Here is a 23,076-nt window from a genome sequence, read left to right as displayed (position 1 = left end):
TGTTTCCATATCCATTCCCTCCAATCTTTTCGGCCTCAGCCCTGTCGGGTTTCTTCAACGTTTTGCGTCGATTTCAGTTGCTTGTGAATGAGTTGCCGTTCGATCTGGTACAAAATGACATTTGAATCCTGTTTCCTGAAATGGCGTTCGTCATTGGCTAATTCCGGTTTCACATCCGTGGCCGAAGCCGGTTCATTATTGGCCTTTTTGGCACTTTGCTGTTCCAGCATGCGCGCGATGCCGATACCGCCGGCATCGGTCATTTTGTTCGCGACGGCTTCCGCCATCATCGATTTCCAGTAGTCACCGGCAATGCCCTGACCAAAGACTGCCTGGTTGTCACTTGTGAACATGGACTCGACAAACGACTGCAGCATGAAAGCTTCGAACTTCTTGTATGCTGGATTGGGCGCATCGGGTGCCTTGGGTGTTGCGCCATCGGGGGCAATACCCGTTTGCTGCATTGATGCAAAACTGTCGCGAGACAATTGCACCTGCGCCGCCACCCGGTCAGATACCATGGTGCGCAGTTTCTCAACCGACGCCCGCATGGTTTGCGGATCAGCCGCCATTGCGACATCCAGTACCAAATCGGAAGGCGGGCTAATGGCCATCGACTGCTGTTCCATCCTGTTTCACGATGTGCACTTTACCCACCCAAACTTACGGGAGGCTTGAGCCTCGCATGTTCAAATAGAACCCTTCGCCAACAAATGGCCAATATATTCATCCATCTCGGCAGCCGCCTCGAAACGCTCCATCACTTGTCCGAGTGCGTGAAGCCGACGATCCAGTATTTGAAGGGTTCTCGACACCCTTACCAATTCTTGTCTTTGCGCAATCATGCGTTCACCGAGTTGCGCCTGGCGCATCTTGTTCGTCTCCAGCCGCCGCATGATGATGTTGGCAGGAACGATCGCGGCACTTCCATCAAAGCGGTCACTATGCATCCTGAATAATGCGGTATTTTCTTCCTCGATCGCGCCGGCCTGCGCGCCCAGGCGGGATAGTTCCATCTCCGCGCTGGCCTTGGCCAACTTCTGCAGCCTGATCATTGCAAGATAAGACGTTCTGGATCTCACATTGATCGTCACGTCAGAAATTCCTCAGATAGGAGCCAGCCTCATTGCTGAAAAACCGCAACAGATCAGGCATCGCGAAATAGAGCAGCATCAGCCCTCCGGCGAGAACGAAGGGCATCGAAATGAAATAGACTGGAATGGATGGTGTCAGCTTGTTGATCAAACCCACGGCAATGTTGACGACGACAGCGAAGACAATAAACGGGGCTGCGATGCGGATCGTGCTTAGAAATGCCTTCGACAGGGTATCGGTCACGTTCACCATAGCCGTTCCTGGCTGAAAGATACCGTCGACGGGGATGACCGAATAAGAGGAAAGCAGGGCGCGAAACACTTCCAGATGCAGATCGGAAATGAAAAAAAGGCACAGTGCTGACAGCGTAATGAAGCTGGCGATTGCCGCCTGCGGTTCTTCCGCTTCAATGGAACCTGCGGGCGCGCCGGAATAGCCGGTTGCCATTGCGATCGCATTGGCCATGAATTGCAATGCCCAGAAATAGAGACGCGCGAGGACGCCGATCATGCCCCCGATGATGATTTCCACAACGACAATGCGCATCAGCAACAAGGGCGCCGATTTGACGGCAGGTGCGACCTGCGGCAGCACCAGTGGCACCACCATCAAAGAGCAGGCCAGCGCCAGGAACAGCCGAATCTGCATGGGAATACGCGGACTGGAAATGCCGGGCATAACGAGAAGACAGGCGCCAACGCGCGCAAAAACCAGAAAGGCCGCAACGATGGTGTCGCTTAACGGCGGCATGAGCCAGGCCTCACGAAATCGTCCCGAGTGAGCGCACTTCAACCCCGCGTGCTATCTCGACATGCGATAGCACTGACAAGGTGGTAAACAAGCGCTCGATGATCATTCTGATATAGGGCCGTGCCTCAGGTGATGCGACGAGAACGAAACGCTCACCGGCATCAAGATATTTGCGGATCGCGACACTCGCCTCAGTACCAAACTGCTCCAGAAGACGCGGATCTATATCAAATTCAGTGATTTCGCCCTTGGCGTCGCGCTTGAGACTTTGATGGAAAACAAGATCCCAGCGATTGCCAAGCCGCAAGACCGACAGCACGCCATTGTCGGCAAGATCGCCGCAAATCTGTTGCGCCATGCGCATGCGCACATGTTCCACGATCATCTCAGAGCGGCGAACATGCGGGGCAACCTCGGCAATCGCTTCGAGAATGAGGTTGAGGTTGCGGATCGATACCCGTTCTGAAAGCAGAAGCTTGAGCACTGCCTGCAGGCCCGAATAGGATAGATGCGCCGGGCAGATGTCATCGAGCAATTTGCGGTATTCGGGTCCGAGCCGATCCAGCAATCCGCGCATATCCTTGTAGGAAAGCAGCTGAGCCAGGTTGTTGCGGACAATCTCGCTCAAGTGCGTGAGGATCACCGAAAGATTGTCGACGGTCATGTAGTTATCGCGCTTGAGCTCTGCGGCGAAGGTTTCCGGTACGGAATAGGCCTTCATGCCGAAGGCGGGTTCCCTCACCTCTTCGCCCGGAACATGCGGTGGCGGACGGTCGCCGGGGATGACCAGGATTTCGCCGACCCTGACTTCGTGCGAGGCAACGACCGTTCCGTGGATCTTGATGCGGTAAGTCTTTGGCGGCAGTAGGAAATCGTCCGTGACTTTGATTTCCGGCACGACGAACCCATATTCGACCGCAAACTTCTTGCGCATCTTGTTGACCCGGTGCGCCAACTCCAGCTGGGAAGCGAGTAACCGGGCCGAAAGCTGTTTGCCCATGCACAGTTCAATTTGTGCGGTCTCAAGCGATGCCCGAACGGAGTTGCGATCTTCTTCTTCTGCCGCCTTCTGCTTTAACGCGGCTTCAGCCTGTGCTGCCGCCGCGACCCGTGCCAGTTTGCGCGGCACTGAAATGCCGATGGCGGTCAGACCGATCGCCAGCACGAAAAACGGCAACGCCGGCAAACCCGGCAGGATACCAAGCACGAACAGCAGCAGTGCTGCAACGAAGAGGGCTTTCGGATAAGCGCCGAGCTGGCCGAACACAGCCTTGTCGGTAGAACCGCGTGTGCCACCCTTGGAGACCAAAAGGCCCGCTGCCAGCGATACGATCAGCGCGGGAATCTGGGTGACGAGGCCGTCGCCGACGGAGAGCTTGGTGAAAACGTCAGCCGCCTGACCAACTTCCATGCCATGACGGGTGACACCAATGATGATGCCGCCAAAAATATTAACAGCCGTAATGATAAGGCCAGCGATCGCATCACCGCGCACGAATTTTGATGCACCATCCATGGAACCGAAGAACGCACTTTCTTCTTCAAGTTCCCGGCGCCGGTGCTGCGCCTGCTTCTCGTCGATCAATCCTGAGGAAAGATCCGCATCAATGGCCATCTGCTTGCCGGGAATGGCATCCAGCGTAAAGCGTGCGCCGACTTCCGCGATACGCGTTGCGCCCTTGGTGATGACGAGAAAATTGACAATGACCAGGATGGCAAAGACCACCAGACCGATAACGAAATCGCCACCCATGACGAACTGCGAGAAGCCGTGGATGACCTGTCCAGCCGCGGCATAGCCCTCGTCACCATGGGTGAGAATGACACGCGTGGTCGCAATGTTGAGCGATAGGCGCATCATTGTGGCAATCAAAAGCACCGTGGGAAAAGCGGAGAAATCGAGGGGCCGCTGGATCCACAACGCCACCATCAGGATCAGCACAGAAAGGGCGATCGAGAAGGCAAGCCCGATATCGAGAACCATTGGCGAAACGGGCAGAAATAGGACCGTGAGAATGATGACGATGCCGAGCGCCAGTCCGACATCGCTGCCGGTCAGATAGCCCTTGTCGCCCAATCGTTTTACTGCGGCCTGCTGCACGGGTATTCTCCTGTTGTCGCCGCAACACTAAGCAGCGAAGCTTGCGCGAGGCCAAAGCAGTGCAGTTGCCAGTGATCGTGGATGTTTTCGGTGCTTGATGTATGTCCACGCGCAGCAACGGATGAATCGCTGCTAGAATCCATTCTCAATGCGTGAATAGACGAGCAAGGTCAGCGTATTGATCTGCGAACCGACAAAGGGGGCAGTCAGAGCGAGAACGGCAAGAATGACCAGGATTTTCGGAACAAACGTAAGGGTGATTTCCTGGATTTGCGTCAATGCCTGAAACAGGGCAATACACACACCGGCAAGCATCGCCGCTGCGACCGCTGGGCCGGAGGCAACAATCACCGTCCAGATGGCCTGGTTGATGATATCGAGCGCATCGGCCTCATTCATGATCAGCTGACGACAATGCCAGCCGTAATGGGAAGCGTGGCGCCGCCCTTCAGGGTCGCGATCATCCCGTCATTGTAGATGCGGACCGATTCAACGATACCGCTTATCTTGCCATCGGCACTGGTAACTGTTCTGCCGATGATGCCGTCAGCTTGCTGCAAGGAGGAACTTGCCAGCAATTGGTCAAGCTTCGCGTTGGTCTGCACGGCCTGCTCGACACTCGAAAACTGCGCCAGCTGCGTGACCTGCTGTGTAGCGTCCATCGGTTGTGTCGGATCCTGGTTCTTCATCTGGGCAACCAGAAGCTTCAAAAACGTCTGGTAGTCCACACCGGGACCGCTCGCCTTCGTATCGGCAGTCTTGTTGGTCTGTTGGGTTCCTACGGCGGGAATGGTGGTCATACGATTGCCTCCGGCGTGGTGGCCTGGTCTGTTTGAGAAGAAATGGTTAAGGAAGTGTCCGCACCGCGGAGAATCTGTTCCTCCAGGGTGTAGAGCAGGCGAATGGCTTTAAGAGCCTCGAATACGCGGCCGTTGCAGATCATTTCGTCGATCAACTTCAATTCCTTGAGCATGTGTTGATTTTCGAACGTTGCCAGGAGCGCGTTCAGCATCCGCTTGAAGGTGCGATTGGCCTCATCCTTGATTGAGGGATTGATCAGCATGATCTGCGCGGCAAAATAGAGTTGCCGAAGGGGTGTCGTGGTCTGATCCGCTTGAATGACGTGGCTCTCGAGAAGAAAACTCACGTCATTCATGAACTCAAGTGACACTTTCCGGTCAGCGCGCAAAACAGCACCGTTGACGTAAATTTTTTCACCGGCGCGCAGCGAGATTTTCATGATCAGAGCCCATCGCGGATGGATTTGGTGATTTCGATAATGCTGTCGTAGTCCGTGGACGTCTCCTGGCGGATGGCTTCCAGCTCCTTGATGATGAAAATGCCGATCGAAATCAGCGAGGCCCGCAATTCAGCTGGCAATCCATTGGCCGCATTGCCAAGGTCCTCGATCACCAGCATCCACAACCGGGACGTGAATTGAACGGCTTCAATGCCCTTATAGGAATAGCCACCTTCGTCCCGCGCTTGTTCAAGCATCAAGATGGACTGATCGAACAAAGAGCGTTCCTGCTCCTTGGCGCTGTCTGCGCCATCGCTCATGATGTCGTCGTATCGGGCCTGGTACATTTATCTTTCCAGTTTTCTCCGGACGCGATCATGGCGCCCGGCGCAATTTACTTCAGATAGTTGAGCAAACTCAGGCTCTGGAGCTTGACCGTGAGCGCATACGACGCCTCAATCTGCGTCGTCAGGGCATTGACCCTCGTTGCCGCCTCATAGGGATCGACGGCTTCAAGATCCAGAACGGAGCTGTTGAGTACCTTGATCTGTACAGTCAGCCGATCAGTCGCATCCTTCGTTCGAGCCTGAGCGTTGCCTAGGAAGGACTGTGTGTCGGCGAGGGCCGAAATCGCGCCCGTGGTGGTCTGCATGGCCTTGCTAACCACTTCGTCCAGCGCGGATTCGCCCAGTCCGATATCACCAAGTTCAGCAATCATCGTATAGCTCATGGCTATGTTGCGGAAACCGGCACCATTGGCACTGGCGGAGGTTTCGGCCAGTTCACTTGGGGCAATGCGGCTCTTGACCAGGGTATCGGATGCTGACGACCAATTGGCCGACCAGGACGTCGCATCGAACTCAAGCGAAAACGAAGTATCAAGATAATTCTTCATGTCGGCAGCACTGATGCTGGCCACCTGCGGATCGGTGGTGGGAAAGCCAAAATAGTCCTGGAATGATTGCAAAACCGCAGCACGTGCGGGATTTCCTGCAGCATCGTAGTCGCCAAGCGGTTTCACGTCCGTATTGACCCCGGCGAACACATACTCTCCATTGAAGCTGGTATTGACAAGATCCGTGGCGGTTTGCATCAAGACCTTTGCCTTGTCGACCGCAACGACCCCGCCCGCGGCCCCGCCTTTCATCGCTGTCACCATGGCGAGGAAGTCCTGGGAGCCCTTGATGAGATTGCTGAGCGCGTCCTGTGACGTCGTCATGCGCTCGCTAATAGTGGCATTGGTATCGGTCAGGACCGTCAGACGATCATGCTCCTTGCGCAATGATACCGACTGGCCAGTCCGGCTGCCCAGGGACAGCCCCTTATCGTATACAAAGCCGGTCGTGGCCTCGGTTTGCGCCTTGACGAGGTCGGCCTGCGCCCTTGCCAGGATGTTGCGCGTCGAGTTTGCCAGGACATAAGACGAAACGGATTGGGTTTTCATAGCTATGACGCCGCCTGAAGGAGTTCTTTGAACATGTTGTCGATCGTGGAAAGGATCTTCGCCGACGCTTGATAGGAGTGTTCAAGATCAAGCATCGCAGCCATCTCCGTATCAATATTCACACCGCTCACGTTGGAAATCGCATCGCTCGCCCGTGATGCCAGAATGCCATTATATTCGTTCGTCTGGGTCACTGACTGGCGCTTGGCTTCGAGTAAACTGATTGAGGCTGCCGAAAAATCGAGCAGGCTCTTGTTGTTGCCAGCGCCTGCGGCGGGATCATAGCCGCGCGGCGCGCTGATCGCGCCGATCAGCTCCTGCAGGCGCGCGGAGTAACCCGCCGAACCATCCGGATTTTGCACATAGTCAGGGTTGGCCGGCACCGTACCGCCATCACGAAGCAGCGCCGGATTTCCCCCTTCGCTCAATATGTATGCTGACGAAACCTTGATCGTTCCAGCTATGCCGGGAGCAATTGTTCCATCGGCCGGCATTGCCGGAGCACCAGCATAGGTGAACAGGCCCGGCACTGTCGGCAGTGTCAGCGGCGGGATCTGGTCCTTTTCAGCAAACATGCTGACCAGGCTGCGCGCGATTTCGTCGAGCTGATTTTGATAGTCTGGGGCGATCTGGTCGCGCAACTGCAACAGGCCGCTGAGGCGGCCCGTGCCATAGGGCTGCTGGAACGTATCATGCGTCAGCGGCACGCCGTCGACATAGACCTGGTTACCCGACGTGCCCGCGCTAAAGGCACTTGTCGGTGTAAAACTCACGGTGCGAGCGGATCCCTCGAACAGGGTCACGCCGGACTGCGCAAAGACCACCATGTCGTTATCGCCGCGCGTCAGCGTGGTAATGCCGATTTCGCCAGAAATTTGCTTGAGCAATCCATCACGCTCGTCGAGAGCGTCCGCCACGTCGGCACCGGACCGCGTCCCATTGACGACACGCGTATTGACGGCTTCGAATTTCGCCAGAAGCGTGTTGAGGTTCTTGACCGAGTCACTGATGTCGGTATCGGCATCCTGGCGGAGTTTCTGGACCTCTGCAGAACCTGTGTTCAGCGCAGCGGCCAGATCGACGGCTTTTGCCACCGCCGCTTGTCCAACCGTGGTATTGCCCGGCTGGGAAGCATAGAGCTGCAATGAATCGCGTAAATCCCCAAGCAGTGCACTCGGCGCGCCCGAAGCGTCATTGGCAGAATAGATACCCGAAAGCCGGTCAAGGCCGCCCTGAAGCGTGTCGGACGCACCAAGCTGGCTGTTGGTCTCGATGTATTTGGACATGAGCGCAGCATCGGCCGAACGGGTCACCGAAAGATAGGTCAAACCACCGGGCCCACTGACCACCGAGCCAATACGCCGCGAAAAATTCGGATCGTTGGCACCCGCAATATTGCGCGATACCAACGCGGTCTGTTTCGATACGGTCGTAAGAGCACTCTGAGCAGTGAGGAGCGCCGAAGTTAGTGACATGCCCTTGGTCCAATCGCCATTAGAAATTCAGCTACCTTTTCAGATTGACGAGCACGTCCATCAAATCCGCCCCGGTCTGGAAGACCTTGGAATTTGCCGTGTAGTTTCTCTGAGCTTCGATCATGTCCGTCAGATCCTGCGCGATATCGGCAGTCGATTGTTCGAGTGCACCTGAACTCAAGCTGCCGAAACTGCCGCTGCCGGCAAAGCCGATCTGCACATCACCGGAATCCGCGCTTGTCGAAAACACGTTGCCTGACAGGACGAGAAGATTGTCAGGGCTTGGCACGTCCGCCAAAGCGATCTTGTAGATCGCGCGCTTTGCGCCGTTCTTGTAGATGGCCATGACGGTGCCATCATCGCCGATGTCGACATTGTCGATCGGACTTGGCGAGTTACCGTCAATCTTTACCTCGATCGGCGTATAGTCGCCGGCCAGTTGCTTGGTGGCAGAGAAGTCGATTTCCAGCAGCTGGCCGTTGGGAATTTGCACCGAAATGGATTTGTCGGTCGAGGTAAGTTTGCCAGTAATACCGTCGAATGTGTAGGTTTCCGTCGTTATTGGCGCCGCGGGAGTATAGGGAAAGCCGCCGGTAGCGGCGGCATTGGCATGATTATAGGCCGCAGCTTCCCAGGTATATGTATTGGTCGCAGCGTCATACGCGGTCTTGGTAAAATAGAGATCAAGCACGACGACATTGCCGAGATTGTCAAAAGTCTGAACAGAGGTCTTGGCGGTGTACTGAGCCGACGCTGTGGTGTTTGTCGGAGGCCGGTCGGCTGCCGCAATGACAGAAGCGCCTGCCGGCAGATTGGCTGTGAATGTGCCAAGACGGCTCGGATCGGCGATCAGGTCGTTTTGCGCGATGTTGACCTTCTCGAGCCCCTGGTAACCGTTGGCCACGGGGTTCACGTTGCCGTTCGTGATGGGATAGCCCATCAAATAGTAGCCACCAGTATTGACCAGATTGCCCTGGGCATCGGGCACGAAGGAGCCGGCGCGGGTAAGGTAGGGCGTGCCGTTCGCATTGTTGACAATGAAAAAGCCATTGCCCTGCAGGGCCAGATCCGTCGATGAGGTCGTGTAACGCAGCGATCCGTCATCGGAGATATGATGGCGCACTGTCGTTTCGACACCGCCGGAATTGTATTCGCCGCCGGAACTTGGAAGGACAAGCGAAGAGAACTCGGTGCTGGCCCGCTTGTATCCGGTCGTGCTGGAATTGGCGATGTTATCTGACACGGTCGACAGGCGGTTGGCCTGGCCATTCATGCCCGATATACCGGTTCGCATCATTCCGTAAAGGCTCATATCCGTCTCCTTGCGCCACAACTGCGTACAAGATCGTTATCGTGCGATACTTGCGCGAAGCTGACGCTCTGCATTCCTTACGGGATCGTTGGATTCGACTATCCGCCAGTGGCGAAAAATCATTCAGTCGAGATTGATGCAGTAGCCGAGAAAGCGTTTGGAATCGATCGGGTCATGCCCAAGCTGCTCACGCAATTTTTTGCGCAGCTTGCTGATGTGACTTTCAACGACGCTTTCCTCGACATCGCTGTCGAAAATGCCGTAGATCGCACTGAATATCTGCGCTTTGTTGAGCCGGCGTCCGCGGTTGGCGATCAGATACTCAAGGATGCGGCGCTCACGGCGGGGCAGCGAAAAATCGACGCCGTTGATCTGCGGATCGCGGCCATCGGAAAAGACGCGGATGGGACCGATCTGGGTGCCAGTGCCGCCATTGCCATACCGGCGGCGGATCGCATTGATCCGTGCCAGGATTTCGCGCACGTGCATTGGCTTGCGAACGACATCGTCCACGCCAGCCTGGAAGAGCTCCAGCGTATTTTCCAGTGACTGCGTCTCGTTGACGGCGATGACCGGCGCCGAACAGCGTTCACGAATTTTATGTGGAAACTGGCTGCGATTGGCACATTCCCCTATGAGAAACGCCTCAACTGCCATAATGTCGCTCTCCTGGACAGTGGCGACCCAATCGCCAAAATCATCGGGAGCGAACCCTGTTGTTGTTATGCCCTCACGGGCGAACCACGCCGAATACCCACTCGTCACCAGACTTCGTTCGTCGACGACTACGATCACAATCCCACCTTCCGAATCAATAAGTTGCCCCAAGCAGTACACACCTAGCGGGGCTGATGACTCGGCGACAATTCCCAATTAATTGCACCTAATTTATTGGGAGTCCGAAATAACTTTTTGAAGGAGATTTTTGCGTTAGCGAGAAGCTCGTCCGGCGAGCAAAACGTCTATGGCTGAAACCTTAACAAAACATGCCTCTTGAAACAAATTCACGTTTTATTACCGAGTATTAACGCCGCCACTTACCGCAAAACATGCGGGCATTTGCCGTCCAGTTTCCAAAGCCCGAAGCGACCATATTGTCCATGACGCGGCAAACATAATATTTCTGCGCAGGGTCGTTGTTGGGTCCCGCATGATAACGGGCAACAGCCAAGGTCCAGCTTCCCTCGCGAAAACGCAGTTGTTTCAGGAAGCGCGCGGCATAGTCTACATTGGCTGCAGGGTCGAGCATTGCCGTTACCGAGGCAAAGGCATCGGCGTGATAAAGATGGTTTATTTGCATGCATCCAAGATCGATGAGCCTTGCACCCTGCAACTGTGCCTGGTTGAATTTTGTCAGCGCAGCCGCTGCGGATGCCATGAAGAAAGCCTTGCCGTCGATGTTCATGGCATAGGGTTGCAGCGAGTCCTTATGCCCGGTCTCAGTCAGTCCGACCGCATAGAGAATGCCGATGGGAATGTCGTATTTTGTCGCTGCGCGCTGCATTTCGCGCTCACAGGCATTCTCGGCGAAAACGGGGTGGCAAGAGAGAAGGACACTAGACAACCAAAGAGCGTGAAAGATTGTATTCCATATCCGCTCTCGCCAATTTTTCCTCGCGTTCATCCGCTAGACTGTCTCCAAAAGGCTGTTGAGGCGTTGAGCGGTCGTCAGACGTTTCCTGAAATCCGGAATGGCTTTGACCGTTGCCACGCGCGCTGCTCTGTTGCTCCTGTCCGGCCAAATTCTGCTGTCCTGCCGCTGTGTTCGAGATGGCGCTGGAGCGATCAACCACCGAGATGGTGACCAGGGAAGCATCATCAGCTACACCCGCCCGCTGCAAGGCCTTGCCGAGGGCGTCGTGGTCCTTGGCAAGATGCTCTGCCATCGCCTTGGTCTCCGCTGTCAGCTGGATATGCATGCCTTCGGGCGTTAGCCGTAACCGCGCCGTGACCGTTCCAAGTTCGATCGGTTGCAATTGAACCACCAGCGTTCTGGCGGCTCCGGTGGTGCGATCGGAGAGGATCTGAACCGCGGTGACCTGCGGGCGGCTTGCCGGTTGCGGTGTGACGGCCACAGGTACTGTGGCCAGTCTTGTTTCTGCCTGGGCCGAAACCGGCGGCGTTGTAGCCGATGTATGCATGACTGGCGCTGCCCACTGCTCCAGCGTCGTTCCCTTGCCATTCCTGGCTTCTGGCACTTGCGCCACTGCGTCACCGACTGAGACCGGCGCGGGTGCGGGCCGTGATTTGACCGCTTGCGGCACAGGTTCCACATCAGGCAGATCCGCCATCGGTTTTGTCCCCGCCTGTGCCGGCGATGCCGTCTTGTCATCGGGAAACGGCGCTTCTTGTCCCTTGACCTTGTCGACCGTTGCCGGCACGGTTTTGGCCGCAGATATGATTGATTCAGCGTCTTCCGATTCCGGTATCTTGATCGGAGCCGCCGCTTGATCGCCTTGATCGTCACGCTGCCTTTCAAGCAATTGCTCTAAAGCCAGAATTGTCTGACCAAACACGCCTTGAACAGAAACCGTGGATGATTTGATCTGGTCTGGTTCGCCGGTTTCGTCGACCTTGGCAGGTATTTCTTCGTCCGACGCACCATCCCTATCAAGCTTCAGCTTTGGTAGCGCAACCTTCACCATCGTCTTGAAATCCAGCGCGCGCTCTTGCTTGGGCATTTTTTCATCGTTTGCACGGCTTCCCTTGCCGGTATCACGGACAAGCGCTTCGAACTGCGATTTAAGGGGCATGTCAGCTCCAATGGTCATTTCCTGGCCTTCCCGAGAAGCGCGTCGATGGCGTCGAGTTTCTTTCGTGTCTCATCAATAATGGGATCTGCTGGTTCAAGCGCAATGGCCTCGGCCCTGGCCGGGGCGCTGGCGGGCGAAGGAGCCATTTTGACGGCCGCCTGTTGCGGCGTCTCCATCTGCGGAACCGGCTGTGCGAGGATTTTGCCTGCCATGGCCGTCGCTGCGTCCAAAAGCTTGACATCGCGATCGTGGAGCCGTTCCCTTGGCAATTTCGAGAGCACGTATTTGGCCTCACCAGTCTTGTCCGAGCCGACATTGCTTATCGCCAAATAAAGCTTTGCCTGCGTGTCGTCGGTCTTAAGGGCAACGGCCAGCACATCGGCACGCTCGGAAATATAGCGGGCACGGGAGAGATTGCCGCTCACGATGGCACCGCGTGCCAGTCGCAGATAAAACGGCAAGCGCGCGCCCGGCCATGCAAGTGAAGCAATCTCCTCGATTTCGTCATTGCCGATTTTGTCTTTCAGCTCCATCAAAGCATCGACCAGCTGGCGAAAGAAGTCTTCCGAATAGGGCGAGAAGGTGAAGCGCTGTAAATAGTTGCGAGCCAGCAGGCGGACCTTGTCCTTGTCACCGAGCCGGGCGGCGATAATCAGCCCCCGCCGCAGCGCCGCCTCCTCAAGCAGGGTGCCGGGCGCATTGAGACGGATATAGTCCAGCCGCTTGAGCGCTGTTCCTGCATCGATTGCCGAAAGCTGGGTTGCGGTCACCAGATAAATCGAAGCGGCAAGCTCGCTTGGAACATCGGCCGGCAATTCCTGGAAATTCTCGATGACGCGAAGGGAATCGCCATCGGCATAGGCGAGTGATCCTGCTATGAGTTTGGGGGCAATCTGCTCGAGTTTCGCCGACGTCAAAATCGTGCGCACGACCTCCGGATTGCCGCCGTTGAGAAGGTACACGAAGATGGCATAGGCATTGGCGGGCTTTTGCCAGACTTCCGGCTTGGCCGACCGCAGTTGCTCGGCAATATGGCCAAGAACACGGTTGAGCATCGGCAGTGCCTCGGGCCTTCCCGAAGCCACCTGATCCTGCAACATGCGCATCGACCTTACCAAGAGGTAGGGTTCGGGTGCCGGCGAATTGACCTGTGCGCTCGCCGTGGCCAATGGCAGGCTGACGAAGCCGAAAAACAGCCATTGCATGGTGCGCCGGACCATCATCTGGTGGCCGTTTTCAGGAAGATGTCGATGCGCCTGTTTTGCGCGGCGTAGGGATCGGCTGCAATCTTCGGATCCCGGTCAGCATATCCTTCCACGCGCAAAATGCGCTTGGCGTCCAACCCGCCTCGCGTGAGCATGTAGTAAGCCATGTGGGCCCGTGCGGACGACAGTCGCCAATTGTCATAGGTCTCACTTTTGAAGGGCCGTGCATCGGTATGCCCGCTGATAATAACGTCACCCTTGCGGGTGGCGATGAGCTTGGCGATTTCATCAAGAACCTGAACAACCCGCTTGTCGGGTTTTGCTGAGCCGATGGCAAACATGCCATAGTCAACCTTGTCGGTAAGCTGGATCATGACGCCGTCATGCGTGGGTACAACGGTAATATCGGGCGCTTTTTCATCACTCGCGGCGCTCGTCTTTTTTGCTATCTCCGCAGCAAGCTCACGCGCTGACGCCACTTGCGCTGCGTCAGGTTTTTCCTCGTCCTTTTGTGCGGACACCTCTTTGCCCGGATCCAAAGGCTTAATCTCTTTGGGAGCAGAGGTCTTGGTTGCAGCCATTGGTTCGCCGCCCTTGATGCGCTTCTCCAGGGCGGCCTCTTGCGTCTGGGTATCCACCTTCTTTTCCGCTTCCTCGAATTTATTGTCGTGCGAGGGCGGGGGAACAGGGGGACTGTCCGTCAGCGGAAATATCTCATCCTCCACATGGGTAGACCAATAATTGGGGTTGAATGGATCGCGATAGGCATCGCCGCCCTCAGCGCCGGTCGAGGGTCCAGCCTGATTGGAACCGCCCTCGCCTTTCGGCGAGAGGTTTTGCAGAACCCCGGAATCTGTCGCAATTTCAGCAAGAACCGCGTAGGGATCTTTGAAGATTTGCCGCTCTTCCTTGTCCGGCACCGGCTCGACCTGTTTCTCATTGCGGGCGCTTTTGGTTTCGGGATCGTTGGAGTCCGGGCGCTCGAAGCGAACCTTGCCTTCCTCGTTTTCCGTCTCCTCGATGCCTTTTGGTCGTGCTTGGCGGTCCATGAGCTTGACTGGATTGAAGTAGCTGGCAACCGCCGCCTTCGTTTCTTCATTGGCAGCATTGATGAGCCACATGACCAGAAAGAACGCCATCATGGCAGTCATGAAGTCGGCATACGCGATTTTCCACACGCCGCCGTGATGGCCTTCCTCACCGTCACCACGACCACGGCGAACAATGACGATTTCACGATGCGTTTCGGGGTCAATGTTCATCGGTTCGGATCCTTCAACGCGTCAATCAGGCGGCCAAGCCGCGTCTCGATGACCGCATCATCCAGCTTCAACGACAATTCCGGCTGCTGGGCTTCGGCAAAGGTAAAGCGCATCGGGTCGATCTCCGGTCGCCTGCGCAACGCATCCAGAAGATGGCGGGGTCCGGTGACATGGACAGCCAGACCTTCAAGCCCTGTGGTCAGCCGCTCCACTTCGCCGACAAAACCCGCAATCGTCCGCTCGCGCAGGTTTTCTTCGACCAATGGGGTAAGCACGGCCGCAAACAATCCCGACAGATCCGCTGCAATCGCGGCAAGGCCCTGGCTGATCTGCGTGGCTATGCGCTCACCGGTCTGTTCGAGGAAATGCGCATCGGCTGCGGCCAGTTGCTCCTGAAACTCGCGCTCGAGCCGTATCTTTTCGGCCTCGAACAGAACTGCCGCCTCCGATTGACCCGATTGAAGCCCCGCTGCGAAGGCTTCTTTGACCTTCAGTTCGTAGTCGATGATGTCGACAATGTCTTCGCGCGGCTCTGCCATCTCTTCCGGCGGTCGTTCTTTGCCCGTCCCGGTAAAAACCGTGACGCGGTCAGCCGGCACATGTCTTGGCGTGAAGTCGGTCAGCACGCTGGCGATCGATCGAGCGGCCATCACGCTGCCTCGTGAACCCATTGCTTCAGGATCGCCGCCACACGCTCCTCGTCCATATCAATCATCTGCTCGAGCCGGTTTTGCGCCGGCACGCGCATGCGCCGCCTAAGCTCACTGAGATCATCATAGGGTTGACTGTGTTCGGTGCGCACAGGTGCCACAGCCGGCAGATTTGTCGCGTTGGCAAGATTGGGGATCGTAACGTCCGATCCCAATGCCAATTGCGGGACATCCTCAGACTTGCCCATTTCTCGCATCAACGGACGAACACCGAACCAGATGACGAGCGCAACAGCGGCAATGAGTGCGGCGGCATTTACGAAACTGCCGGCCTGGCGCAAGATCATCTCTGATACCGGGGTGGAGGCCGGCTCCAGCTGTTCGTTCGTTGCTTCCATGAAGTTGACCGCCGTCACATTGATGACGTCGCCTCGTTTCTGGTCGAGCCCGGCCGCGGTGGCCACGAGTTCGGTAATCTTGGCAATCTGTTGCTCGACGAATTTGTCTGGAACAGGTGTGACGCCGGCCGTTGCCATCAGCCGCGCCTGATCGATGACGACCGCGATCGAAAGCCGTTTGATCTGGTAACTGTCGCTTACTGTGGAGACCGTCTTTGAATTGAGTTCATAGTTGGTCAGTTCCTCGCGCTTGTCGGTCTTTTCTGTCGAACTGTCCCCATTCTTGCTGGCAATTTCTTCCTGCGGAATGTTCTGTTCGACACCCGTTGCATTGTCACTGGTCGAGTTCTTCGAATCACCGCTTTCCCGCACCACCCGTACCGAGCGCTCGACGCGCGATTCTGGATCGAACACGGTTTCGTTGGTCTGGCGCCGGTCGGTATCAAGCGCGACCTGAACACTGGTCTGGAAATGGCCAACGCCGAGATAAGGCGCGAGTGCCTTGCGAATATTTTCATCCACCGACGCTGAGACATTCTGCTCGAGTGTCGCCGACATGACTGCCCCTGCATTGGTGCCGTCGTCCTTCGATGCCAGCAGACGACCGTTGGTGTCGAGGATTGTTACCTCGGCAGCGGTGAGCTGCGGCACCGCGGCCGCGACCAGCTGACGGATCGACTGAGCGGATTCGGTTGCAAAATCACCTTCGGTACGAATGACGACCGAAGCCGATGGCGCCTGATCGCCACGGCGAAAACTGCCCTTTTCGGGCAGAACGATGTGAACGCGCGCCGCCTTTATGCCGCGCAGGGCCTGGATGGTTCGGGAAATCTCGCCCTCAAGCGCGCGAACCCGGGTAATTTCCTGCATGAAGGAAGTCAGGCCCAGTGAGCCCATATTATCGAAAAGTTCGTAACCGGCATTGTTGCTGGTGGGCAGACCTTTCTCCGCCAGATACATGCGTGCCTGATCGGCCTTGCCAAAGGGAACAAGGATGGATGTGCCGTCCGACTTCACATCGAAGAGGATGCCCGCTTCACCAAGGGCCATGCCCATACGGTTGACATCGTCGCGGCTGAGCCCAACGTAAAGGGTCTCGTATTGCGGGCGGTTGAGATAGATACTCGATACGAGAATAGCGCTGAACAGCGTAATCCCGACAATTCCAAGAGCGATGAGGCGCCGCGCGCCAAGCTTCTTCATGCCTGCGAACAGCTGCTCAAACGTCTGCCTAATATTCTTTTCCATCAACACCCACCACAATCGCGTGGCGGAACCATAAACGGCGAAGCTTGCGCGAAGTTAGAGCGCCGCAAGAACGAAAAGGGGCCACGCGCGAAGCGTGGCCCGAATTTGCATTCCAAAAGAACGAACGTATTAGCCGCGGAACAGCGACAGGATGCTCTGATTGCTCGAATTGGCAATCGACAGAGCCTGGATACCGAGCTGCTGCTGAACCTGGAGAGCCGACAGACGAGCCGATTCTGCGTTCATGTCGGCATCAACGAGCTGGCCAACGCCGCGATCGATCGCGTCCATCAGGTTCCCGGTGAAGGACTGCTGCGTGTTGATGCGTGTCTTTGCCGAGCCGAGAGAAGCAGCGGCGGCTTTCATGGCATCAATGGCGGTTCCGACAGCCACAGAGGTTGTTGCGGCAGTCAAAGTCCCTTCAAGCACATAGGCCGAAACGGCCATCGTGGTGACGCCGGTACCAGCTGTATAACCTGTAACGACGTTCTGAGCTGTCGCACCGGTTGCAAGCAGGTTGACACCCTGGAAGGTCGCACCCTTTGCCATTTCGTCGATCTGCGCCTTCGACTGTGCGATGTCTGCATCGATAACGGCCGTGTCGGTGCCTGGTGTTTCACGGGCGACATACTTAGCCTGAATGTCCTGGGCGATTTTGATCGCGTCATTCAATGCAGTATAAGCAGTGTCAACGATGGAAGCACCAAGACCAAGGCCGTCCTTGACTGCAGACAGGGCCGAATTCTGGGTGCGCATGCCGGTCGCGATTGACCAGTAAGCGGCATTGTCAGAGGCCTGAGCAACGCGCTGTCCGGTCGCAATGCGGTCCTGCGTGGTAGCGAGGTTCTTGTTGGTGGAGTTGAGTGTCTGCAGCGCTGTCATTGCTGACGCGTTTGTAAGAATGCTAGCCATGGGATGAAGCCCCTAATGAGATATTTTTGATGGGGACATACCGGGTTCTCACCGGCATGACGGAGCGGCATGATGCCTGTTGTCGCAACGACAACCCGTCATGGTGTGATGAGTACGACTAATGTATTACCGTTTTAATAACAAGGGGTCTTGCTTTTTATACGATGCAAAATTCCCTGGCTGGACAATAAGGCGGGCCGGTTTCACGCAGCGGCCCGAAGGGCGTTCTATAAAAATATCGCACCCAATCCTAGTCGATCCTAGGTATACGAGCGGATCAGGCTTCCAACCAGGATATTCCAGCCATCGATCAGCACAAAAAACAGGATCTTGAACGGGAGTGAGAGGACCGTTGGCGGCAGCATCATCATGCCCATCGACATGGTCAACGTTGCCACGATCAGATCGATCACCAGAAACGGCAGAACGATCAGAAAGCCGATCTCGAAGCCACGGCGCAGTTCCGAAATCATGAATGCCGGGATAAGGATGCGCAAATCGACCACTTCATTGGCCTTGGTGCGGAACGATTCATCCGCCAGATCCTCGAACAGCCGCAAATCCTTGTCACGCACCTGCCGCAGCATGAATTCGCGAAATGGCGTCGTGATTTCGTTCATCGCCACTTCCTGCGTAATCTGATTGTTGACCAGCGGCTGCACGCCATTTTGCCAGGCCCGGTCGAAAACGGGAGCCATGACATAGAATGTCATGAACAGCGCAAGACTGATCATCACCAGATTGGCGGGAGTGGTCTGCAGGCCAAGACCGGCGCGCAACATCGAAAAAGCAATGGCGAAACGGGTAAAACTGGTGACCATAATCAACAGTCCCGGCGCAATCGACAGGACCGTCAGTACGGCCAGCATCTGGATGATCTGGCCGCTGGTCGAGGCGCTCCCGGGCGGAATCAGGCCCTCGAGTATCGATGTCTGGGCCATTGCCGTGCCGCTGAAAATCAACAGCAGCAAAGGGGTCAGAAAACGTCGTTTCATTCCATCACCAGCGCCCAGATGTACACTTGCTCGATCTTGCCTTCAGAGCGCATACGCGCCCTTTCCTGCAGATCCATTCGTAGGTATTCGAGCCCGGCCGGACCACGCAACTGCATCAGATTGACCGTGCGCAGGAACGCCATGAAATCACCGGCAACCGTTGCCGCAAGTTCATCGGATATCTTTTCCCCAGGACGCGCGACAACCCCTGCTTCAAGCCTGATCCAAACGTCCTGCGGAATTTTCACATTGGTAAGGATCGGCTTGAGCGGCACGACACTGCCGGTGGGAATCTCCACTCCAGGCGGCCTCTTGTTGCTGTCTGGCGTCATCGCATCAGCTCCCGGGACTGCCAATCCAAGCTGTGTGCCAAGGAACCAGCCGCCTGCAGCTGCAATCAAGGTCAACACCGCGACAACCGCTATCAGGGCGAGGATCGAGGGGCCTTTGGATGGCAAAGGGGAGTCTTCAGCAAGGCTGCTCATTTTCCTCGCCTCTCCTAGAACGGTGCGACAGTGTCGAGGACTTGCTGTCCCCAAGGTGGCTGTTGTACTTCGCTTTGCCGCCCGCGGCCGCCATAGGAAATGCGCGCCTCTGCAATCTTTTCGTAGGAGATCGTATTGTTGCCGGCGATATCGCGCGGTCGCACGACACCGGCAACGTTCAATATGCGCAATTCGTTGTTGACACGGATTTCCTGTGATCCCTGGATGACCATGTTGCCGTTGGGAAGCAGGCTGGTGACGATCGCTGCTACGCGCAGATCAACCTTCTCGGATCGCTCGATCTTGCCTGCACCCTTGGAGCTGCTGTCCGAGTTCAGGTCCAGGTTTCCGGTAATCGTGCCGCCGGGAAACCCGCTGCCGCTAATATCAGCGTCGGCGCCATAAACTTGCGAGGAAACCCGCGACCGGTCCGACTTGTTGTCAAATTTTGCTTCTTCATCGATCCTGATGACAACGGTCAGCACATCGCCTGGATTGGCGGCACGCGGGTCGCGGAAAAAGCTGGCCTGCCGGTCCTGCCACAGCGAATATTTCTGTGGCCGGGGCTGCGTGGGATAATAGGCGGGATCGGAAACACGAAAGGATTGCCCCACTCCTGCACCGACCGGCGACATGGCCGGAGCGCGGTTCAAATCGCGAAAATTGTCTGCGCATCCCGAAAGGACAAGAACACTGGCAAGGATGAACGCGGGTGCCGCTTTTTTCATTGGGCGGTTCTTTCTGCTGATGGAACGACACGTGATCCGACAATAACCCGGGCAAGCCTTGATGATTTCTCGGCGGGCATCTCGTTCAGGATGACGCTGGACACGCGCGGATTGAGCTTCAGCAGCAGTGCAGCTGCAGCCTCATCGCCAAGCAGAGCCATTTGTGCCGCAGCCGCGTCGGGACGCATTTTCGAAATGATGCCGACGAGCGAATCTTCGGCCTTGTCAATAAATTCATCACGCCGTTTCAGCCAGATTTCATATTCCTTGCGCTTTGCATCGAGCTGCTCAATACGGCTGTCGATATCAGCGCGAAGCTGGGCCAGTTCACGCGTTTGCATGGCGTAGCGTGCGTCTGCTGCCGTGTCGGTGATGTTGGTGCAATAGCGGTCGACTTCATCCTTCGGCGCGGCCTCCTGAGAAAGCCCGTAAGCAGCTGGAAACAGCAGTGCTGCGCTGAAGGCAAGGACCGCACAACCCAGGCCAATGGCCTTCCTGGTATCCGTTGCCAAGCTCATTGGACCACCAGTTCGGCGTGCAATGCTCCCGCCGTCTTGATGCTTTGCAATATGGCGATGATACCTTGCGGTTTCACGCCAATCTGGTTCAGTCCCTTGACTAGGTTCTCAAGATCCGTTCCACCGAGGATGCCGATATTTGATGTTTGTGTCGCTTCAATATTCGTGTTGGGCTCGATGGCCGTTTCACCGTCCGTGAATGGCTCGGGCTGGACAACTGTCGGTGTTTCCGTCACGCGGACCGACAGACTGCCGTGGCTGATGGCGACACGTGAAATGCGCACCTTGTCACCGATGACCACCGTTCCGGTGCGCTCATCAACAACGACCCGGGCGACTTCATCCGTCACCACCGGGAGCCCCTCGATTTCTGCAAGAAAGCGTGTTGCAGAAATATTCTTTGGCTTGCGCAGACGGATCGACTTGGAATCACGCTCCTTGGCGACAGGCTGGTTGTAGCGCCGTTTGGCAAAGGCATTGATGGTGTCGGTGATGCGCACCGCCGTGGTAAAGTCCGGTTCGCGCAGTTCAACAACGAGTTCATCATGACCGAAATTGCCGGTAACTTCCTTTTCGACCAGCGCGCCATTTGGAATGCGCCCGCTTGTTGGCACGCCTTGTGTGAGCGTTGAAGCCTCGCCAGATGCGGTAAAACCCGAAACGACCATGTTGCCCTGCGCCACCGCATAGGTCTGCCCATCTGCTGCAGCCAGCGGGGTCATCACCAGTGTTCCGCCCGCAAGCGACGTCGCATCGCCCAGCGATGAAACGGTAATGTCGATGCGCGAACCGCGCCCGGCAAAGGGCGGCAAATTGGCGGTGACGATCACAGCCGCAACATTCTTCACGCGCGAAGCGCCCGGCGGCGGACTGATGCCGAGATTGTCCAGCATGGCGCGCAGGGACTGTTCGGTGAAGGGTGCGCTGCGCAGGCTGTCGCCTGTCCCGTTAAGACCGATGACAAGACCATATCCAACCAGCTGGTTTTCGCGCACGCCCTGGATATTGGCGATGTCTTTCAGCCGAGCGATCGCACCGCCTTGCCCCAGGGGCGACGCGGCGCCGCCCCACTTGCCGTCATCGGCATCCCGCTGGGCCTTGCGCCATGCAGCCTGTGCTTCACCAGGCGTTTGAAAATCCTTGGCATTTTTTGACGATTCAGCTGCATGGGTAACTGCCGAACCAGCAAAAACCATCAGGAAAAGGGCAATGGCCAGACGCATTATTGCATCCCGACCTGGATCGTGCCATCGGCCAGCAGTGTGCCCGAAACGATGATACCGCTGTCGATATTCCTTACCTTGATGAAATCGCCGGAGTGTCCAGGTTCCATCGCTATCCCCTTGGCGGTGATGACCAGCGCCCCGGTATCATAGACCAGCGCCACAGGCACACCGCGTTGGACCAAGTTCGGCTCATTGACCGCTGTCACAAGAATGGGCTGACCGGGCAGCAAGGTCTTGCGCGCGACCTTGCCGACAAGCTGCTCGGCCGACATGGCGTAACTTGCCGCCGCGCTCGCCTTGATTGTGAACATCTTTTCCTGAAGTCCGGCGTTGCCGATGGTCTGCCCGGGATAAATGATCCGGGACGGCACGATGAAGGCGATGCGGTCGGCATGGGCAGCACATGCAAAAGGCATTGCACACAGGGCGAGCTTTACCGTGCGAACCAGTCTTTCAATCCTACCGCGTGCCGTCATAGCAATCCTCAACCACCCAAATTCTTCGAAACGACCGATGCCATTTCATCGGCGGCCTGAATGACTTTGGAGTTCATTTCATAGGCGCGCTGCGCCGTGATCAGGTCGGTGATTTCCTTAACCGGATCAACGTTGGAACTTTCAAGGTAACCCTGCTTCAAAGTGCCGAAACCAGGATCGCCCGGCACACCGGTCACAGGATCACCAGAGGCGTCGGTCTGGCGAAAGAGATTGTCGCCGAGTGGTTCCAGGCCCGCCTCGTTGGCAAAGTTTGCAATCTGCAACTGGCCAAGGTTCATCAGATCGGTCTGGTCCGCCAGCTTTGCGAACACCTGACCCGTCTCGGTGATCTTCACTTCGATCGCCTCGGTCGGAACGATGATATTGGGCTCGACGAGATTACCGTCCAGTGTCACCAACTGACCCGTGTCATTGGTGTTGAATGCGCCGGCACGGCTATAAAGCGTTTCTCCAGCCGCGTTCTGGATCTGGAACCAGCCGCGACCGACCATGGCGACATCGAATGGATTGCCGGTCTGATTGAGCGCGCCCTGAATGTGCAGGTTGCGCACCGCAGCGGTCTGCACGCCAAGCCCGACCATTGCCCCTTCTGGAATGACGCTCTGGTTGGCCGCGTTCGGAACGCCCGCGCTGCGCTCAGCCTGATACAACAGGTCCGAAAACTCGGCCTTGGCACGCTTGTAACCGGTCGTGTTGATATTGGCGATGTTGTTGGCAATCACTTCCAGATTGAGCTGCTGGGCATTCATACCCGTGGCAGCGATGGTGAGCGCTTTCATGAC

General features: G+C 56.6%; 26 protein-coding genes. All 26 read right to left on the bottom strand.

Annotated features, from left to right (window positions below; genetic code table 11):
• Nucleotides 1-35: 35 nt before the first annotated feature.
• The 26 genes from CU103_RS21600 to flgG all read right to left on the bottom strand — a co-directional run bounded on the left by CU103_RS21600 (nt 36) and on the right by flgG (nt 23,073).
• Nucleotides 36-614 carry a rod-binding protein gene (locus tag CU103_RS21600; protein WP_106666141.1) on the bottom strand — a complete coding sequence of 193 codons (579 nt, stop codon included), beginning with the start codon at nt 612-614 and terminating at the stop codon, nt 36-38.
• A 75-nt stretch (nt 615-689) separates the two neighbouring features.
• Nucleotides 690-1,037, bottom strand: coding sequence for a hypothetical protein (locus tag CU103_RS21595; RefSeq protein WP_146147836.1), 348 nt, complete (start codon nt 1,035-1,037; stop codon nt 690-692).
• 58 nt (nt 1,038-1,095) lie between these two features.
• Nucleotides 1,096-1,845, bottom strand: coding sequence for a flagellar biosynthetic protein FliR (fliR, locus tag CU103_RS21590; protein WP_106666089.1), 750 nt, complete (start codon nt 1,843-1,845; stop codon nt 1,096-1,098).
• A 10-nt stretch (nt 1,846-1,855) separates the two neighbouring features.
• Nucleotides 1,856-3,946, bottom strand: a complete 2,091-nt coding sequence (gene flhA, locus CU103_RS21585; protein ID WP_106666088.1) for a flagellar biosynthesis protein FlhA — start codon at nt 3,944-3,946, stop codon at nt 1,856-1,858.
• A 132-nt stretch (nt 3,947-4,078) separates the two neighbouring features.
• Entirely contained in the window at nt 4,079-4,345 is a 267-nt protein-coding gene (locus CU103_RS21580; RefSeq protein WP_106666087.1) for a flagellar biosynthetic protein FliQ, read from the bottom strand.
• Nucleotides 4,346-4,347: 2 nt separating this feature from the next.
• Entirely contained in the window at nt 4,348-4,746 is a 399-nt protein-coding gene (flgD, locus tag CU103_RS21575; protein WP_106666086.1) for a flagellar hook assembly protein FlgD, read from the bottom strand.
• A complete protein-coding gene (flbT, locus tag CU103_RS21570; protein ID WP_106666085.1) occupies nt 4,743-5,186 on the bottom strand; it encodes a flagellar biosynthesis repressor FlbT in 444 nt (147 codons plus the stop codon). The genes flgD and flbT overlap by 4 nt, the downstream gene beginning before the upstream one ends.
• A 2-nt stretch (nt 5,187-5,188) precedes the next feature.
• The gene (flaF, locus tag CU103_RS21565) at nt 5,189-5,533 is read right to left on the bottom strand and encodes a flagellar biosynthesis regulator FlaF (protein WP_106666084.1); all 345 of its coding nucleotides are present in this window, start codon (nt 5,531-5,533) and stop codon (nt 5,189-5,191) included.
• Between the two features lie 47 nt (nt 5,534-5,580).
• Entirely contained in the window at nt 5,581-6,630 is a 1,050-nt protein-coding gene (locus tag CU103_RS21560; protein ID WP_106666083.1) for a flagellar hook-associated family protein, read from the bottom strand.
• 2 nt (nt 6,631-6,632) lie between these two features.
• Nucleotides 6,633-8,105, bottom strand: a complete 1,473-nt coding sequence (flgK, locus tag CU103_RS21555; RefSeq protein ID WP_106666082.1) for a flagellar hook-associated protein FlgK — start codon at nt 8,103-8,105, stop codon at nt 6,633-6,635.
• A gap of 31 nt (nt 8,106-8,136) precedes the next feature.
• Nucleotides 8,137-9,417: a flagellar hook protein FlgE gene (locus CU103_RS21550; protein WP_106666081.1), complete on the bottom strand. Its 1,281-nt coding sequence runs from the start codon at nt 9,415-9,417 to the stop codon at nt 8,137-8,139.
• Nucleotides 9,418-9,540: 123 nt separating this feature from the next.
• A complete protein-coding gene (gene ftcR / locus CU103_RS21545) occupies nt 9,541-10,212 on the bottom strand; it encodes a flagellar transcriptional regulator FtcR (RefSeq protein ID WP_106666080.1) in 672 nt (223 codons plus the stop codon).
• A gap of 229 nt (nt 10,213-10,441) precedes the next feature.
• Nucleotides 10,442-11,041, bottom strand: coding sequence for a transglycosylase SLT domain-containing protein (locus CU103_RS21540; protein WP_425350631.1), 600 nt, complete (start codon nt 11,039-11,041; stop codon nt 10,442-10,444).
• Entirely contained in the window at nt 10,974-12,188 is a 1,215-nt protein-coding gene (locus CU103_RS21535; RefSeq protein ID WP_106666079.1) for a flagellar hook-length control protein FliK, read from the bottom strand. The genes CU103_RS21540 and CU103_RS21535 overlap by 68 nt, the downstream gene beginning before the upstream one ends.
• The gene (locus CU103_RS21530) at nt 12,185-13,393 is read right to left on the bottom strand and encodes a chemotaxis protein MotC (RefSeq protein WP_106666078.1); all 1,209 of its coding nucleotides are present in this window, start codon (nt 13,391-13,393) and stop codon (nt 12,185-12,187) included. Before CU103_RS21530 ends, CU103_RS21535 begins: the two co-directional genes overlap by 4 nt.
• Nucleotides 13,390-14,637, bottom strand: coding sequence for a MotB family protein (locus CU103_RS21525; protein WP_106666077.1), 1,248 nt, complete (start codon nt 14,635-14,637; stop codon nt 13,390-13,392). Before CU103_RS21525 ends, CU103_RS21530 begins: the two co-directional genes overlap by 4 nt.
• Nucleotides 14,634-15,287, bottom strand: coding sequence for a hypothetical protein (locus CU103_RS21520; RefSeq protein WP_106666076.1), 654 nt, complete (start codon nt 15,285-15,287; stop codon nt 14,634-14,636). The genes CU103_RS21525 and CU103_RS21520 overlap by 4 nt, the downstream gene beginning before the upstream one ends.
• Nucleotides 15,287-16,933, bottom strand: coding sequence for a flagellar basal-body MS-ring/collar protein FliF (gene fliF, locus CU103_RS21515; protein WP_245448931.1), 1,647 nt, complete (start codon nt 16,931-16,933; stop codon nt 15,287-15,289). The genes CU103_RS21520 and fliF overlap by 1 nt, the downstream gene beginning before the upstream one ends.
• A 129-nt stretch (nt 16,934-17,062) precedes the next feature.
• On the bottom strand, nt 17,063-17,845 hold the full coding sequence (locus CU103_RS21510) for a flagellin N-terminal helical domain-containing protein (protein WP_106666074.1): 783 nt from the start codon (nt 17,843-17,845) through the stop codon (nt 17,063-17,065).
• 260 nt (nt 17,846-18,105) lie between these two features.
• The gene (gene fliP / locus CU103_RS21505) at nt 18,106-18,840 is read right to left on the bottom strand and encodes a flagellar type III secretion system pore protein FliP (RefSeq protein WP_106666073.1); all 735 of its coding nucleotides are present in this window, start codon (nt 18,838-18,840) and stop codon (nt 18,106-18,108) included.
• On the bottom strand, nt 18,837-19,325 hold the full coding sequence (locus CU103_RS21500) for a flagellar basal body-associated FliL family protein (RefSeq protein ID WP_106666072.1): 489 nt from the start codon (nt 19,323-19,325) through the stop codon (nt 18,837-18,839). The genes fliP and CU103_RS21500 overlap by 4 nt, the downstream gene beginning before the upstream one ends.
• A gap of 14 nt (nt 19,326-19,339) precedes the next feature.
• Complete coding sequence (gene flgH, locus CU103_RS21495) at nt 19,340-20,053, bottom strand: flagellar basal body L-ring protein FlgH (RefSeq protein ID WP_106666071.1); 714 nt, start codon at nt 20,051-20,053, stop codon at nt 19,340-19,342.
• A complete protein-coding gene (locus CU103_RS21490) occupies nt 20,050-20,571 on the bottom strand; it encodes a MotE family protein (protein ID WP_342588907.1) in 522 nt (173 codons plus the stop codon). Before CU103_RS21490 ends, flgH begins: the two co-directional genes overlap by 4 nt.
• Nucleotides 20,568-21,794: a flagellar basal body P-ring protein FlgI gene (locus CU103_RS21485; RefSeq protein WP_106666070.1), complete on the bottom strand. Its 1,227-nt coding sequence runs from the start codon at nt 21,792-21,794 to the stop codon at nt 20,568-20,570. The genes CU103_RS21490 and CU103_RS21485 overlap by 4 nt, the downstream gene beginning before the upstream one ends.
• Nucleotides 21,794-22,273, bottom strand: coding sequence for a flagellar basal body P-ring formation chaperone FlgA (flgA, locus tag CU103_RS21480; protein WP_106666069.1), 480 nt, complete (start codon nt 22,271-22,273; stop codon nt 21,794-21,796). Before flgA ends, CU103_RS21485 begins: the two co-directional genes overlap by 1 nt.
• An 8-nt stretch (nt 22,274-22,281) precedes the next feature.
• Nucleotides 22,282-23,073, bottom strand: coding sequence for a flagellar basal-body rod protein FlgG (flgG, locus tag CU103_RS21475; protein WP_106666068.1), 792 nt, complete (start codon nt 23,071-23,073; stop codon nt 22,282-22,284).
• Nucleotides 23,074-23,076: the final 3 nt, after the last annotated feature.

The organism is Phyllobacterium sophorae (genome assembly GCF_003010965.1).
Classification (GTDB): Bacteria; Pseudomonadota; Alphaproteobacteria; order Rhizobiales; family Rhizobiaceae; genus Phyllobacterium; species Phyllobacterium sophorae.
This window is presented reverse-complemented; position numbering and strand designations above follow the sequence as displayed.